Origin of the sequence: Pseudomonas sp. B21-012 (genome assembly GCF_024749305.1) — a bacterium.
GTDB lineage: Bacteria > Pseudomonadota > Gammaproteobacteria > Pseudomonadales > Pseudomonadaceae > Aquipseudomonas.
Genome location: NZ_CP087197.1, coordinates 1,280,526 through 1,296,478, shown reverse-complemented (window position 1 = coordinate 1,296,478; position 15,953 = coordinate 1,280,526). Strand labels below are relative to the sequence as shown.

Genomic DNA, 15,953 nt, shown 5'->3' with positions numbered 1-15,953 from the left:
CCAATCTTCTGCCACCGACCTGTTCTTACACAATCTGAGCAGGAAGCACGCAGGATTCGCGCCTCATGGCGCCCGCCCGTTCCACCTTTCGGAACCCGAACTATCTATGTCATCGCGTAAATTTGGTATCAACCTGGTAATAGTCATGGCTATCGCCGCGCTATTCACCGGGTTCTGGGCGCTGATCAACCGCCCGGTTTCCGCCCCCAACTGGCCGGAGCAGATTTCCGGTTTCTCCTATTCGCCGTTCCGCCAGGGCGAAAGCCCGCAAAAGGGCCAGTACCCCAGCGAGGACGAACTGCGCCAGGACCTCGAACAGCTCAGCAAGCTGACCGACAGCATCCGCATCTATACGGTGGAAGGTACCCAGGCCGAGATTCCGCGCCTGGCCGAAGAGTTCGGCCTGCGCGTGACCCTGGGGGTGTGGATCAGCCCGGACCTTGAGCGCAACGAACGGGAAATCGACAAAGCCATCGAACTGGCCAACAGCTCGCGCAGCGTGGTGCGGGTGATGGTCGGCAACGAAGCGCTGTTTCGCAAGGAAATCACCCCCGAAGCACTGATCCAGTACATGGACCGTGTGCGCGCGGCAGTAAAAGTCCCGGTGACCACCAGTGAACAGTGGCACATCTGGAAAGAACACCCGGAGCTGGCCAAGCATGCCGACCTGGTAGCTGCGCACATCCTGCCGTACTGGGAGTTCATCCCGATGAAGGATGCCGGCCAGTTCGTACTGGATCGTGCCCGCGATCTGAAGCAGCAATTCCCACGCAAACCGCTGCTGTTGTCTGAAGTCGGCTGGCCGAGCAACGGCCGCATGCGCGGCGGTGCCGATGCCACCCCGGCTGACCAGGCCATCTACCTGCGCACCCTGGTCAACAAGCTCAACCGCCAGGGCTACAACTACTTTGTCATCGAAGCCTACGACCAGCCGTGGAAGGCCAGCGACGAAGGCTCGGTGGGTGCCTACTGGGGCGTGTTCAACGCTGCCCGCCAGCAGAAATTCAACTTCGAAGGCCCGGTGGTGGCCATTCCGCAATGGCGTGTGCTGGCGGTCGGCTCGGTGGTATTGGCGATGCTTTCGCTGACCCTGCTGCTGATCGACGGCTCGGCCCTGCGCCAGCGCGGGCGCACCTTCCTGACCTTCATCGCCTTCCTCTGCGGTTCGGTGCTGGTGTGGATCGGCTACGATTACAGCCAGCAATACAGCACCTGGTTCAGCCTCACCGTGGGCTTTTTGCTCGCCCTCGGCGCCCTTGGCGTGTTTATCGTGCTGCTCACCGAGGCCCATGAACTGGCCGAAGCGGTGTGGATTCACAAGCGCCGCCGGGAGTTCCTGCCGGTGCAGGCCGACGCCGCGTACCGACCGAAAGTCTCGGTGCATGTGCCGTGCTACAACGAGCCGCCAGAGATGGTCAAACAGACCCTCAACGCCCTGGCCGCGCTGGACTACCCGGACTACGAAGTCCTGATCATCGACAACAACACCAAGGACCCGGCGGTCTGGGAGCCGATCAAGGCGCACTGCGAGATGCTCGGCGAGCGCTTCAAGTTCTTCCACGTCGCGCCCCTGGCGGGCTTCAAGGGCGGCGCGCTGAACTACCTGATTCCGCATACCGCCAAGGACGCCGAAGTGATCGCGGTGATCGACTCGGACTACTGTGTCGACCGCAACTGGCTCAAGCACATGGTGCCGCACTTCGCCGATCCGAAGATCGCCGTGGTGCAATCGCCCCAGGACTACCGCGACCAGAACGAAAGCACCTTCAAGAAGCTCTGCTACAGCGAATACAAAGGCTTCTTCCATATCGGCATGGTCACCCGCAACGACCGTGACGCGATCATCCAGCACGGCACCATGACCATGACCCGCCGTTCGGTACTCGAAGAGCTGGGCTGGGCCGACTGGTGCATTTGCGAAGACGCCGAACTGGGCCTGCGAGTGTTCGAGAAAGGCTACTCGGCGGCGTATTCCCACGAGAGCTATGGCAAAGGCCTGATGCCCGACACCTTCATCGACTTCAAGAAGCAGCGCTTTCGCTGGGCCTATGGCGCCATCCAGATCATCAAGCGCCATGCCGCAAGCCTGTTGCGCGGCAAGGACTCGGAACTGACCCGTGGCCAGCGCTACCACTTCCTCGCCGGCTGGCTGCCGTGGATCGCCGATGGCATGAACATCTTCTTCACCGTCGGCGCCCTGCTGTGGTCGGCGGCGATGATCATCGTGCCGCAGCGGGTCGACCCGCCGCTGCTGATCTTCGCGATTCCGCCGCTGGCGTTGTTCGTGTTCAAGGTCGGCAAGATCGTGTTCCTCTACCGCCGCGCGGTGGGCGTGAACCTCAAGGACGCCTTCGCCGCGGCCCTGGCCGGCCTGGCGCTGTCGCACACCATCGCCAAGGCGGTGCTGTACGGCTTCTTCACCAGCAGCATCCCGTTCTTCCGCACGCCGAAGAACGCCGACAGCCATGGCTTGCTGGTGGCGCTGTCAGAGGCCCGTGAAGAGCTGTTCATCATGTTGCTGCTGTGGGGCGCGGCTGCCGGGATCTACCTGGTCCAGGGCCTGCCGAGCAACGACATGCGCTTCTGGGTGACCATGCTGCTGGTGCAGTCGCTGCCCTACCTGGCGGCGCTGATCATGGCCATGCTGTCGTCGCTGCCAAAGCCTGTGGATGCCGCGCAGCCGGCCCAGGCCTCCTGAGCCTTGAGATAACCTGTAGGAGCGGCGGTGCGCCGCTCCTACAGGGCTCTGAATTGCTATAAGATAACCCCCCTCGAATTCGTGCCCTGCCTTGCCCCGGAGCTCCCCATGACGGCCCCAGCCGACCTCTCGCCTACCCTTGAACTGGCCTGCGACCTGATTCGCCGTCCGTCGGTTACCCCGCTGGACTTCGACTGCCAGAAACAGATGATGCAACGCCTGGGCGATGCCGGTTTCATGCTTGAGCCGATGCGCATCGAAGACGTCGACAATTTCTGGGCCACCCATGGCACCCAGGAAGGTCCGGTGCTGTGCTTCGCCGGCCACACCGACGTGGTCCCGACCGGCCCGGTGCAGGCCTGGCAGAACGATCCGTTCGATGCCCTGATCGATGCCGACGGCATGCTCTGCGGGCGTGGCGCGGCTGACATGAAAGGCAGCCTGGCCGCCATGGTGGTGGCCACCGAGCGCTTCGTCGCCGACTACCCCAACCATCGCGGCAAGGTCGCCTTCCTGATCACCAGTGATGAAGAAGGCCCGGCCCACCACGGCACCAAGGCCGTGGTCGAGCGCCTGGCCGCGCGCAACGAGCGCCTGGACTGGTGCATCGTCGGCGAGCCGTCGAGCACCAGCCTGGTCGGTGACGTGGTCAAGAACGGCCGTCGCGGCTCGCTCGGCGCCAAGCTCACGGTGCGCGGCGTACAGGGCCACGTGGCCTACCCGCACCTGGCCAAGAACCCGATCCACCTGGCCGCTCCGGCACTTGCAGAGCTGGCTGCCGAACACTGGGACGAAGGCAATGCGTTCTTCCCGCCGACCAGCTTCCAGATCTCCAACCTCAACTCCGGCACCGGCGCCACCAACGTGGTACCGGGCGAGTTGAGCGCACTGTTCAACTTCCGCTTCTCTACCGAGTCGACGGTCGAAGGCCTGCAGCAGCGGGTTGCCGCCATCCTCGACAAGCACCAGCTCGACTGGCACGTGGACTGGGCGCTGTCGGGCCTGCCGTTCCTGACCGAGCCGGGCGATTTGCTCGACGCAGTGTCGGCCAGCATCAAGACGGTCACCGGCCGTGAGACCAAGGCATCGACCAGCGGCGGCACCTCCGACGGGCGCTTCATTGCTACCCTCGGCACCCAGGTGGTCGAGCTGGGCCCGGTCAACGCCACCATTCACCAGGTCAACGAGCGGATCCTGGCCAGTGACCTCGATGTGCTGACCGAAATCTACTACCAGACCCTGACCCGGTTGCTTGCCTGATGCTCACCTGCCCGATCTGCAGCGCCGCGATGAGCACCCTCGACAATGGCGTGGCCTGCCCGGCCGGCCACCGTTTCGACCGTGCCCGCCAGGGTTACCTGAACCTGTTGCCGGTGCAGCACAAGAACAGCCGTGACCCGGGCGACAACCAGGCCATGGTCGAGGCCCGCCGCGACTTTCTCAACGCCGGCCATTACGCCCCGGTAGCCCGCCGCCTGGCTGAGCTTGCCGCCGAACGCGCACCCGCGCGCTGGCTGGACATCGGCTGTGGCGAGGGTTACTACACCGCGCAAATCGCCCAGGCGTTGCCCGAGGCTGACGGTTATGCCCTGGACATCTCCCGCGAGGCGGTCAAGCGCGCCTGCAAGCGCAATCCGGCGCTGACCTGGCTGGTGGCAAGCATGGCCCGGGTACCGCTGGCCAATGGCAGTTGCCAGTTCCTCGCCAGTGTCTTCAGCCCGCTGGACTGGCAAGAGGCCCTGCGCCTGCTGAGCCCCGGCGGCGGCCTGATGCGCGTCGGCCCGACCAACGAGCACCTGATCGAACTGCGCCACAAGCTCTACGATGAAGTGCGTGACTACAGCGACGACAAGCACCTGGCGCTGGTCCCCGAGGGCATGCACCACGCCCACAGCGAAACCCTGAAATTGCGCCTCAGCCTTGCCGATAGCAAGGCCCGCGCCGACCTGCTGGCCATGACCCCTCATGGCTGGCGTGCCAGCGCCGAGAAACGCGCGCGCGTCATCGACCAGGCCGAGCCTTTCGAGGTCACGGTATCGATGCGTTACGATTATTTTGTGCGCCAAGACTGAGCGCACCCGGAGCCCCTATGCGCCAACCCGATATCGAGATTTACCTGAAAGACGCCGAGGTCGACCACAAGCAGATCGCTGCCTGGCTCGGCGAAGCGCTTGGCCCGTGCAGCGACTGGCAGCAGAAAGGCCAGACCTACAAGTGCAGGGCCGGTAACATTCCAGTTACCTGGTTACCGAAGGCTGTGGGCAAATGGAACAGTCTTTACCTGGAGAGCGACCAGACCCCTTGGGATGATGACATTGCCTGCGCACGCGCAGCCTTTGCCGCGCTGAACGTCGAAGTGCGCTGTGCACCGGGCAGTTGGGTCGAGGAAGAAGGTGAAGAAGATGCCGATCGCTGGATCCGCATCAGTGCCGACGGTGAAGAGGAAATCACCTGGCGGACCAGCTGAAAACTGTCTTCGAAAAGGCCCGCCCCGGTCGTCCGGCGGCGGGCCTTTTCGCTGGTGGGCCCAGGCTCGAGGCTTGTGGCCCGGCGCTTACAGACCGACTACGTCTTCTGCCTGCAAGCCTTTCTGGCCCTGAGTCAGATTGTATTCGACCTGCTGCCCCTCGAGCAGGGTGCGATGCCCCTCCCCGCGAATGGCACGGTAGTGAACGAACACGTCCGCGCCACCTTCACGCTGAATGAAACCGTAACCTTTTGCGTCATTGAACCACTTTACACTTCCAGTCTCACGAGACGACATCTGCACTACTCCGGATTTTTATTTTGGAATCGCCTTGCATGCAGAGGGGTCACGGCCCCCTGCCGACGCAGCTTGCACAAATCTCTTGCAAGCGGCGGACCGAGTATATGACACACTTAAATTAATTTTCATGACCGGGGCGCTTTTTGCTGAACTTGCGCAGATACGGCACACTAGTCGACTGAGCAAATACTCAAAAATCTCATCCAGAGCACACACCGTATGACCCGTTCCCCCTTGCGCCGCCTGATCTTCGGCGCCCTGCGTCGCCTGTTGTACCTGTGGGTTCGCTCCGAGACCATCAACCAGTCATCCTTTACCCTGAACCTGGATCGCAGCCGGCCGGTGTTCTACGCCCTGCAGTCGCCGTCGCTCACCGACCTTGCGGTGCTCGACCGTGAATGCACCAAAGCCGGGCTGCCACGCCCGGTGCTGCCGGTCGCCGTCGGCACCCTGCACGAGCCGGCAGCGTTCTTCTACCTGACCCCGGAGCCCGACTGGCTCGGCCGCCAGGACAAGCGCGGCGCCCCGCCGACCCTGGCACGACTGGTCAACGCCATCAGCCAGCATGCCGAAGAAGACGCGCAGATCATCCCGGTCAGCGTGTTCTGGGGCCAGTCGCCGGCCAGCGAATCCAGCCCGTGGAAGCTGCTGTTTGCCGACAGCTGGGCGGTTACCGGGCGCCTGCGGCGCTTGCTCACCGTGCTGATCCTGGGGCGCAAGACCCGCGTGCAGTTCTCGGCGCCGATCCACCTGCGCGAGCTGGTGCAGCACAACAAGGGCCACGAGCGCACCGTGCGCATGGCCCAGCGCCTGCTGCGGGTGCACTTTCGCAACCTCAAGACCGCCGTCATCGGCCCGGACATCTCCCACCGCCGCAACCTGGTCAAGGGCCTGGTCCACGACCCGCTGGTGCGCCAGGCTATCGCCGATGAAGCCGAACGCGAGAAGATCCCGCTGGCCAAAGCCGAAGCCCAGGCCCTGCGCTACGGCAACGAGATCGCCTCGGACTACACCTACACCGCCATCCGCTTCCTTGAAGTGGTGCTGAGCTGGTTCTGGAACAAGATCTACGACGGCATCAAGGTCAACCACATCGAGCAGGTGCAGGGCATCGCCCCGGGCCACGAAGTCATCTATGTGCCGTGCCACCGCAGCCATATCGACTACCTGCTGCTGTCCTACCTGCTGTTTCGCAACGGCCTGACCCCGCCGCACATCGCCGCCGGCATCAACCTCAACATGCCGGTGATCGGCGGCCTGCTGCGCCGTGGCGGGGCGTTCTTCATGCGCCGCACGTTCAAGGGCAACCCGCTGTACACCGCGGTGTTCAACGAATACCTGCACACCCTGTTCACCAAGGGCTTCCCGGTCGAGTACTTCGTCGAAGGCGGCCGCTCGCGCACCGGGCGCATGCTCCAGCCGAAAACCGGCATGCTCGCCATTACCCTGCGCAGCTACCTGCGCTCCTCGCGCACGCCAATCGTCTTCGTGCCGGTGTACATCGGTTATGAACGGGTGCTCGAAGGCCGCACCTACCTGGGCGAGCTGCGCGGGGCGAGCAAGAAAAAAGAATCTATCTTCGACATCTTCAAGGTCATCGGCGCGCTCAAGCAGCGCTTCGGCCAGGTGGCGGTCAACTTCGGCGAGCCGATCCGCCTCGGCGCCTTCCTCGACCAGCAGCAACCCGGCTGGCGCGAACAGGAGCACGGCCCGCAGTTCCGCCCGGCCTGGCTCAACGAAACCACCTCGCGCCTGGGCGAGAAAGTCGCCCAGCACCTGAACGAGGCGGCGGCGATCAACCCGGTCAACCTGGTCGCCCTGGCGCTGCTCTCCACCAGCCGCCTGGCCCTGGACGAGCGCGCCCTGGCGCGGGTGCTGGACCTGTACCTGGCGCTGCTGCGCAAGGTGCCCTACTCGCCGCACACCACCCTGCCTGAAGGCGATGGCCTGGCGCTGATCAGCCACGTCAAGGGCATGGACCTGCTGGCCGAGCAAAGCGATGCGCTGGGCAAAATCCTCTACCTGGACGAGCAGAACGCCGTCCTGATGACTTACTACCGCAACAACGTGCTGCACATCTTCGCCCTGCCAGCCTTGCTGGCGAGCTTCTTCCAGAGCAGCTCGCGGATGAGCCGCGAACTGATCCTGCAGTACACCCGGGCCTTGTACCCGTACCTGCAATCGGAGCTGTTCATTCGCTGGGAGCTCGATGAGCTGGACGCGGTGGTCGACCAGTGGCTGGAGGCCTTCGTCGAACAGGGCCTGCTGCGCTTCGAGAACGGCGTGTACCTGCGCCCGGCACCGAGTTCGCGGCAGTTCGTGCTGCTGACCTTGCTGGCCCGGGCCATCACCCAGACCCTGCAGCGCTTCTACATGGCTACCGCGTTGCTGCTCAACAGCGGCCAGCACACCCTGAGCGCCGAAGAACTGGAAGACCTGTGCGTGATCATGGCCCAGCGCCTGTCGATTCTGCATGGCCTGAACGCCCCGGAGTTCTTCGACAAGACCCTGTTCCGCCACTTCATCCAGACCCAGATCGAGCAAGGCGTATTGCGCCCGGACAGCAATGGCAAACTTGGCTACCACGAAAAACTCAGCGAACTGGCCGAGGGCGCGGCCAAGCGCGTGCTGTCGGCAGAGGTGCGCCTGTCGATTCGCCAGGTCGCCCTGCAGCGCAGCGAAGAAGCCACCGAAACTGCGGTATAGGCCATACTGGCCAGTGCCTTTGGAGCAACACGAATCGAACCGCCTGGCGACCGCAACCGCGGCGCCGGCGCTAAGGAGCTACTGATGAAAAAACTGTCCCTGATCCTTCTTGGCAGCCTGCTGGCCGCGTGCAGCAGCACCCCTGAAGCCCCCAAGGCCAGCCTCGACGGCGAGGTCTTCTACCTGCAACGCATCGCCCTGCCGCCCGCCGCCACCCTGAGCGTGGCCCTGCAGGACGTGTCGCTGATGGACGCCCCCGCCGTTACCCTGGCCAGCCAGAGCGGCCCGGTCAAAGGCAATGTGCCGCTGCCCTTCCACCTGAGCTACGACCCGGCCCAGGTCAAGCCCGGCCACCGCTATGCAGTGAGCGCGCGGATCGAACTGGACGGCAAGCTGCTGTTCATCAACACCGAGCACCATGGCGTGCAACTTGATGGCAACGACCCGCAGCCGGTACGCATCAAGGTCGATGCCGTTCGTTGATTGATTGTTTTTCCTTCGTATAAGGATGCTGCCATGTTCCGCCCCGCTCTAACCTTCACCGGCCTGTGCGCCGGCCTGTTGCTGTCGGCCAGCGCCCTGGCGCTGTCGCTCGGCGACCTCTCGCAAAAAGATGCCTCCACCGGCCTCAAAGACGCCCTGACCCAGGGTGCCCAGGTAGCGGTGAAACAACTGGGTACCCCGGGTGGCTTCAGCAATAACCCGGATGTGCGCATCGAACTGCCCGGCAACCTGGGCAAAGTCGCCAAGAAGATGAAAGCCTTCGGCATGGGCGCCCAGGTCGATCAGCTGGAAACCAGCATGAACAAGGCCGCCGAGGCCGCCGTGCCGCAAGCCCAGGCGCTGCTGGTGGATGCCGTGAAGAAGATGACCGTGGACGATGCCAAGGGCATCCTCAGCGGCGGCAACGACTCGGCTACCCAATACCTGAGCAAAACCAGCCGCGAGCAGATCCGCGCCAAGTTCCTGCCGATCGTCAAGAAAGCCACCGACCAGGTCGGCCTGGCCCAGCAGTACAACAACTTTGCCGGGCAAGCAGCGACCCTGGGCGTGCTCGATGCCAAGAACGCCAACGTCGAAGGCTACGTGACCGAACAAGCGCTCAACGGCCTGTTCGAGATGATTGCCAAGCAGGAAGAAACCATCCGCCAGAACCCGGCGGCGGCAGCTACCAGCATTGCCAAGAAGGTGTTTGGCGCGCTGTAAGCGCCAGCTACAAGCTTCAAGCGGTAAGCCACAAGCAGTGTGAACAGCACCTCTTGCAGCTTGCCGCTTGTAGCTCTCAACTGCTCTTTCTGACCCTGAACCACGCCGCATACAGCGCCGGCAGGAACAACAGCGTCAACGCCGTCGCCACGATCAAGCCACCCATGATCGCCACCGCCATCGGCCCGAAGAACACGCTGCGTGACAGCGGAATCATCGCCAGCACCGCCGCCAGGGCGGTCAGTACGATTGGCCGGAAGCGCCTTACTGTCGCCTCGATAATCGCCTGCCAGCGGTCCAGCCCGGCAGCGATGTCCTGCTCGATCTGATCGACCAGGATCACCGAGTTGCGCATGATCATCCCCGACAGGGCGATGGTCCCGAGCATCGCGACAAAACCGAACGGCTGGCGGAACACCAGCAGGAACAGGGTCACGCCGATCAACCCCAGGGGCGCGGTGAGGAACACCATCACTGTGCGCGAGAAACTGCGCAGTTGCAGCATCAGCAGGGTCAGGACCACGACGATGAACAACGGCACCCCGGCGTTCACCGATTTCTGCCCGCGAGTGGAGTCCTCCACTGTGCCACCCACGTCCAGCAGGTAGCCATCGGGCAGCTCGGCACGTATCGGGTCCAGGGTCGGCAGGATCTGCTTGACCAGGGTCACCGGCTGTTCCTTGCCATAGATGTCGGCGCGCACGGTGACGTTGGGCAGGCGGTTGCGGTGCCAGATCACACCTTCTTCAAAGCCGTATTCCAGGGTTGCCACCTGCGACAGCGCCACACTGCGGCCATTGTCGGTAGGCACCGCCAGGCTCGGCAGGTTGGCAAGCTCGCTGCGCTCCTGCTGGGTACCGCGCAGGAGGATCTCGATCAGCTCGTTGTCCTCGCGGAACTGGCTGACAGCCGAACCGGTCAGCGAGCTTTGCAGAAACTTCGCCAGGTTCGCCGTGCTCACCCCCAGGGCGCGGGCGCGGTCCTGGTCGATGTTCAGGTAGACCACCTTGCTCGGCTCTTCCCAGTCCAGGTGAACGTTGACCACGTGGGGGTTCTCGCGCACCTTGGCGGCCACTTTGCGGGCCAGGGCACGCACCTGCTCGATGTGCTCACCAGTGACCCGGAACTGTACCGGGTAACCCACGGGCGGGCCGTTTTCCAGGCGCGTGACCCGCGAACGCAGGTCAGGGAACTGCTCATCGAGGGTTGCGATCAGCCAGCTACGCAGCTGTTCGCGCTCCTCGATGGTTTTCGCCAGCACCACGAACTGGGCGAAACTCGGCGCCGGCAGTTGCTGGTCGAGCGGCAAGTAGAACCGCGGCGAGCCGGTGCCGACATAGGCCACATAGTTGTCGATGCCGGCGCGTTCCTTGAGCAGCGCTTCCAGGCGCTTGACCTGATCGGCGGTGTTGCTCAGCGAGGCGCCTTCGGCCAGCTTCAGATCGACCATCAGTTCCAGGCGCCCGGAAGCCGGGAAGAACTGCTGGGGCACGAAACGGAACAGCAAGATGCTACCGACAAACAGCGCGATGGTCGCCACGATCACCGTCTTGCGCCGCTCCACGCACCAGCCCACCAGGCGCCGCACGCGCTGGTAGAACGGCGTGCCGTAAGGGTCAGGGCCGCCTTCGGCGGTGCCGTGCTTGGCCGCATGCAGCTTGGCCAGGTCAGGCAACAGGCGCTCACCCAGGTACGGCACGAACACCACCGCGGCAACCCAGGAGGCGAGCAAGGCGATGGTCACCACCTGGAAGATCGAACGGGTGTATTCACCCGTGCCGGATTGCGCGGTGGCAATCGGCAAGAAGCCTGCGGCGGTGATCAGGGTGCCGGTGAGCATCGGGAAGGCGGTGCTGGTCCAGGCGTAGCTGGCGGCCTTGAACCGGTCGAAACCCTGCTCCATCTTGATCGCCATCATCTCCACGGCAATGATCGCATCATCCACCAGCAAGCCCAGGGCCAGCACCAACGCGCCGAGGGAGATCTTGTGCAAACCGATGCCGAAGTAGTACATGGCGGCAAAGGTCATCGCCAGCACCAGCGGAATGGCCAGGGCCACCACCAGGCCGGTGCGCATGCCCAGCGAGAAGAAGCTCACCAGCAAGACAATGGCCAGCGCTTCAACCAGCACCTGAACGAACTCGCCGACGCCGGTCTTCACCGCCGCTGGCTGGTCGGAGACCTTGCGCAGCTCCATGCCGGCCGGCAGGTTGTGGGCAATGCGGGCGAACTCGGTTTCCAGCGCCTTGCCCAGCACCAGAATGTCACCGCCAGCCTTCATCGACACCGCCAGGCCGATGGCGTCCTCGCCCATGAAGCGCATGCGCGGCGCGGGCGGATCGTTGAAGCCCCGGCGCACCTCGGCAACATCGCCGATACGGAAAGTGCGGTCACCGACCCGGATCGGGAACTGCTGGATCTGCTCGACCGTGGTAAAGCGCCCGCTGACCCGCAGTTGCAGGCGCTCGCTCGGCGTCTCGAAGAAGCCTGCGGTGCTCACCGCGTTCTGTTCTTCCAGCGCCTGTTGCACCGCTGCCAGGGGCAGGCCGAGGGTGGCCAGCTTGAGGTTGGACAGCTCGATCCAGATCTTCTCGTCCTGCAGGCCAAGCAGCTCGACCTTGCCGACATCCTTGACCCGCTGCAACTGGATCTGCACGCGGTCGGCGTAGTCCTTGAGCACAGCGTAATCGAAGCCGTCACCGGTCAGCGCGTAGATATTGCCGAAGGTGGTGCCGAACTCATCGTTGAAGAACGGCCCCTGGATACCCTGAGGCAAGGTGTGGCGGATATCGGCGACCTTCTTGCGGATCTGGTACCAGAGCTCGGGGATATCGGCCGAATGCATCGAGTCGCGGGCCATAAAGGTGACCTGCGATTCACCGGGCCGCGAGAACGAGACGATCTTCTCGTACTCGCCGGTTTCCATCAGCTTCTTTTCGATACGCTCGGTGACCTGGCGCGAGACTTCCTCGGCGCTGGCCCCTGGCCAGTTGGTGCGAATGACCATGGCCTTGAAGGTAAAGGGCGGGTCTTCGCTCTGCCCCAGCTTGGTGTAGGACAGCGCGCCGACCACAGCCAGCAAAATCATCAGGAACAGCACGATCTGCCGATTGCGCAGGGCCCAGGCGGAAAGGTTGAAACCCATCGGGACTTACTCCTTGGCCGCCAGATTCACCACACGATTGGACCGGTCCACCGGACGTACCTGTTGCCCCTCCTGGAGTACATGCACGCCGGCCGCCACCACCCAGTCCGAGGCATTCAGGCCTTCGAGCACCGGCACGCTGTTTTCACCGTAGGCACCCACCCGTACCGGCACGCGCTTGAGGGTGTTGTTGGCATCGACACGCCAGACGTAGGTCTGGCCGTTTTCTGCGGTCAGCGCCGAGAGCGGCACCGCCAGGGGAATGTTCTCGGCGTGCTGGATGTACACCCGGGCACTTTGGCCAAGCTCGGCCGGCACCTTGCCGGCGGTAAAGGCGATGCGCGCAGCGAAGGTTCGCGAGCGCGGGTCGGCCGAAGGCGACAGTTCGCGAATCCGGCCATTGAAGCGTTGATCCGGTTGCGACCAGAGCTCCACCGCCACCGTCTGGCCGACCTTGAAGCGGCCAAAGTTCTGCTCAGGCAGGCCGATCAGCACTTCGCGCTCGCCATCGGCGGCCAGGGTGAACACCGTCTGCCCCGCAGCCACCACCTGGCCCACCTCAACCTGGCGCTTGGCGATCACGCCGTCCTGGGACGCGCGCAGTACGGCATATTCTGCCTGGTTGCCGGCGACGTCGAACTCGGCGCGCACTTGCTTGAGCCGGGCCAGGCCAGCACGGTAGAGGTTTTCGGCGTTGTCGTATTGCGAATGGCTGACCATCTGCCGGTCGAGCAGGGTCTTGTAGCGGTCGCGCTCGGCCTTGACCAGGTTCAGGTTGGCTTCGGCAGCGGCCAATTGGGCACGGCTGGCTTCCAGTTGCAGGCGCACATCCTGGGGGTCGAGTTCGGCCAGTGGCTGTTCGGCCTTGACCCGCTGCCCCTCCTCGACCAGGCGCTTGCTGACCTTGCCACCGATGCGGAACGCCAGCTCCGGCTCGAAGCGCGCACGCACCTCGCCGGGGTAGCTGTCGGCGGCGGCGCTGGCCGGCTGCGGCTGCACCACCATGGCCGGACGAAGGGAAGTCTGCGGTGCGCTTTCCTGCCCGCAGGCAGCAAGCAACAGCACGAGACCAACGGGCAAAGCGAGGGGCAAGGCATGGCGCAACATGATGGATGACCTTTCGCGAATGGCGCTTTGAATATTTATACTGGCGGGTATATTAAATCAGGGAACCGGAGCGGGGAAGCAGGCCTGCGCGAGAAATCCCATATTTACGCCGGGAGCAGCGCGTCGATTTTTGCCCGCCGAAATGCCGGTCGCGATGTACCATGTGCACTTACTGGAATATGTAACTTTTCACTCATGCCCAAAGTCACCGCTGCTACCGGCCCCGGCCGGCCCAAGGACCTGGCAAAACGCCAGGCCATTCTCGAGGCAGCCAAGGCGCTGTTTCTAACCCTTGGCTATGCCAACACCAGCATGGATGCGGTCGCGACAGCGGCAGGTGTGTCAAAACTCACGGTCTACAGCCACTTTACCGACAAGGAGACGCTGTTCTCTTCGGCAGTGGTCGCCACCTGCACGGCGCAGTTGCCCGAGCTGATTTTCGAGCTTCCTGAAGGGGTTCCGCTGGAACAGGTGCTGCTGAAGATCGGCCGCGGCTTTCAGGCGCTGATCAGCAGCGACCTGTCGGTCAAGCTGCACCGGCTGATCATGGCCCTGGGCAATCAGGACCCGAAACTCAGCCAGATCTTCTTCGAGGCCGGCCCGTTGCGGGTGCTGCACGAGATGGAGGCGCTGCTGCGCCAGGTGGATGCCCGCGGGCTGCTGCGCATTGAATTGCCGGCCAACGCCGCCGAGCACTTCTTCTGCCTGCTCAAGGGCGCGGCCAACTTCCGCCTGTTGCTCGGCTATGCCCCGGCGCTGGATGCCGAGGCCTCCGAGGCCCATGTGCAAGAAGTGGTGGCGCTGTTCATGCGCGCTTACCGACCTTAAGCCTTGAGGGCTTTTTTCGGATAGATGTCGTAGCGGCTGGATTTGCCTTCCAGGCAGTGGCTGGGCTTGGGCCCGTCGATGATCGGCGCCTTGCGCGGGCGCTTGACCACCACCCGGTGGCTGGCCAGGGCCAGGGCGGCTTCGAGCAGCGCCGGGGCGTCGAGGTCGTCACCAACCAGCGGGCGGAACACGCGCATTTCCTTTTTTACCAGGGCGCTCTTGTCGCGATGAGGGAACATCGGGTCGAGGTAGATCACCTGCGGCGGCTCACCCTGCCAGGTGCGCATACGCTCGATGGCATTGCCGGTGAGCAGTTGCATGCGCGCAACGATGGGGCCCACCTCGGCATCGCTGCGGGCGCGGGCCAGGCCGTCTTCGAGCAAGGCCGCGACCAGCGGCTGGCGCTCGATCAGGGTCATCTGGCAACCGAGGCTCGCCAGCACGAAAGCGTCCTTGCCCAGCCCCGCCGTGGCATCGAGCACCTGCGGGCGCACGCCCTGGGCGACGCCCACGGCCTTGGCGATCATCTGCCCGCTGCCGCCGCCGAACACCCGCCGGTGCGCCGCCGCGCCTTCGACAAAATCCACCCGCACCGGCCCCGGCGCCTGCGCACCGAGCTGCTGGATCTGCAGGCCATCGGCGCCGATCTGCACGGCAAAGCCTGCATTGTCATCGCTCAGCGGCAATCCCAGGCGCTGCGCCCACTCGCCAGCCTGGGCCTGATAATCGGCCGTCAATGCCTCGACCCGGATGCCGCCGTCAGCCAGTTGCTCCACCATCAAATCCTGTACTCAAAAAAATTAAATGATCGTCGGCCGCGGCCGATATACGAAGTATTCGCTATTTTGCCAGACCAGCACCCTCTGCGACTGCCATGACCGACATTCTTCAGCTCAACTCAGGTTATATCTCGCCCGTCGGCGACTATGGCCGGCACAATACCCAGGCACTGGGCGGCGTCAGCCACCTGTGGCAGGATTTTTTTGCCCGCGCCCTGGCTGAGCAGCAAGGTCAGGAGGACGCGGCCAAGGCCGTGGCCACCGAGCAGTTCGACAAGTTCACCGGCGAGCCGCTGGGCGGCAGCCAGGTGCTGGCGCAGATCCACAACCAGCGCCTGTGCGATGTGCACGACACCGAACTGGCCCCGCCAGAGCCGCTGTTCCTGCCGATCGCCGAGCTTGAGCCGCAGCTGCTGGAAAAACTCGCGCCGCCGTTCAGCGCCGCCGAACTCATCGAGCAACAGCGCCAGCTGGATATCAGCAACACCTGGGTACGCCCGGTGGTCATGAGCCAGGGCCACCCGCTGCCCGAACCCGGCCCGGCACCACAGGCCAAACCGTTGTACCTGCCGATCGCCGAGTTCGATATGGACCTGCTGGACAAGGCGCCGGAGCCCTTCGACGACGCCACCATGGCCGTGCAGCAATCGCAGCTGGACTTCGACAACCGCTGGGCTCGCCCGGTGGTGCTGAACAACGTGCGCATCGCCGCCTGAG

At 64.0% G+C, this 15,953-nt stretch carries 13 protein-coding genes; 9 read left to right on the top strand and 4 right to left on the bottom strand.

What is annotated here, in order from left to right:
- The first annotated feature begins 106 nt into the window (after window positions 1-106).
- From LOY37_RS05870 to LOY37_RS05855, 4 genes are all read left to right on the top strand, one after another.
- Window positions 107-2,698 (top strand): glycosyltransferase, encoded by a 2,592-nt coding sequence (locus LOY37_RS05870; protein ID WP_093386695.1) that lies wholly within the window; start codon window positions 107-109, stop codon window positions 2,696-2,698.
- A gap of 108 nt (window positions 2,699-2,806) precedes the next feature.
- Window positions 2,807-3,958, top strand: coding sequence for a succinyl-diaminopimelate desuccinylase (gene dapE, locus LOY37_RS05865; RefSeq protein WP_258716459.1), 1,152 nt, complete (start codon window positions 2,807-2,809; stop codon window positions 3,956-3,958).
- On the top strand, window positions 3,958-4,770 hold the full coding sequence (locus LOY37_RS05860) for a putative RNA methyltransferase (protein ID WP_258716458.1): 813 nt from the start codon (window positions 3,958-3,960) through the stop codon (window positions 4,768-4,770). The genes dapE and LOY37_RS05860 overlap by 1 nt, the downstream gene beginning before the upstream one ends.
- 17 nt (window positions 4,771-4,787) lie before the next feature.
- A complete protein-coding gene (locus LOY37_RS05855; RefSeq protein ID WP_045193646.1) occupies window positions 4,788-5,165 on the top strand; it encodes a hypothetical protein in 378 nt (125 codons plus the stop codon).
- 87 nt (window positions 5,166-5,252) lie between these two features.
- Here the strand turns inward: LOY37_RS05855 and LOY37_RS05850 are convergent, their stop codons facing one another.
- Window positions 5,253-5,462 carry a cold-shock protein gene (locus LOY37_RS05850; RefSeq protein ID WP_038996759.1) on the bottom strand — a complete coding sequence of 70 codons (210 nt, stop codon included), beginning with the start codon at window positions 5,460-5,462 and terminating at the stop codon, window positions 5,253-5,255.
- A 222-nt stretch (window positions 5,463-5,684) separates the two neighbouring features.
- Here LOY37_RS05850 and plsB point away from each other — a divergent pair, with 222 nt between their 5' ends.
- The 3 genes from plsB (at window position 5,685) to LOY37_RS05835 (ending at window position 9,377) form a co-directional block, all read left to right on the top strand.
- Window positions 5,685-8,171, top strand: coding sequence for a glycerol-3-phosphate 1-O-acyltransferase PlsB (gene plsB, locus LOY37_RS05845; protein ID WP_045193647.1), 2,487 nt, complete (start codon window positions 5,685-5,687; stop codon window positions 8,169-8,171).
- 84 nt (window positions 8,172-8,255) lie between these two features.
- On the top strand, window positions 8,256-8,654 hold the full coding sequence (locus tag LOY37_RS05840) for a YbaY family lipoprotein (protein WP_038996762.1): 399 nt from the start codon (window positions 8,256-8,258) through the stop codon (window positions 8,652-8,654).
- A gap of 33 nt (window positions 8,655-8,687) precedes the next feature.
- Window positions 8,688-9,377, top strand: a complete 690-nt coding sequence (locus LOY37_RS05835) for a DUF4197 domain-containing protein (protein ID WP_195885816.1) — start codon at window positions 8,688-8,690, stop codon at window positions 9,375-9,377.
- Window positions 9,378-9,453: 76 nt separating this feature from the next.
- Here LOY37_RS05835 and LOY37_RS05830 read toward each other — a convergent pair whose 3' ends face one another.
- Both LOY37_RS05830 and LOY37_RS05825 read right to left on the bottom strand, forming a co-directional pair.
- Window positions 9,454-12,522, bottom strand: coding sequence for an efflux RND transporter permease subunit (locus LOY37_RS05830; protein WP_045193649.1), 3,069 nt, complete (start codon window positions 12,520-12,522; stop codon window positions 9,454-9,456).
- A gap of 6 nt (window positions 12,523-12,528) precedes the next feature.
- A complete protein-coding gene (locus LOY37_RS05825; protein ID WP_045193650.1) occupies window positions 12,529-13,629 on the bottom strand; it encodes an efflux RND transporter periplasmic adaptor subunit in 1,101 nt (366 codons plus the stop codon).
- Between the two features lie 195 nt (window positions 13,630-13,824).
- On the opposite strand from LOY37_RS05825, the gene LOY37_RS05820 reads away from it, so the two are divergent.
- Window positions 13,825-14,457: a TetR/AcrR family transcriptional regulator gene (locus LOY37_RS05820; RefSeq protein ID WP_045193651.1), complete on the top strand. Its 633-nt coding sequence runs from the start codon at window positions 13,825-13,827 to the stop codon at window positions 14,455-14,457.
- On the opposite strand, the gene LOY37_RS05815 is transcribed toward LOY37_RS05820, so the two are convergent.
- Window positions 14,454-15,236 (bottom strand): class I SAM-dependent methyltransferase, encoded by a 783-nt coding sequence (locus tag LOY37_RS05815; protein WP_258609763.1) that lies wholly within the window; start codon window positions 15,234-15,236, stop codon window positions 14,454-14,456. The genes LOY37_RS05820 and LOY37_RS05815 overlap by 4 nt on opposite strands.
- Before the next feature lie 95 nt (window positions 15,237-15,331).
- Between LOY37_RS05815 and LOY37_RS05810 the strand changes: the two genes are divergently transcribed.
- A complete protein-coding gene (locus LOY37_RS05810) occupies window positions 15,332-15,952 on the top strand; it encodes an energy transducer TonB (protein WP_258716457.1) in 621 nt (206 codons plus the stop codon).
- Window position 15,953 lies beyond the last annotated feature (1 nt).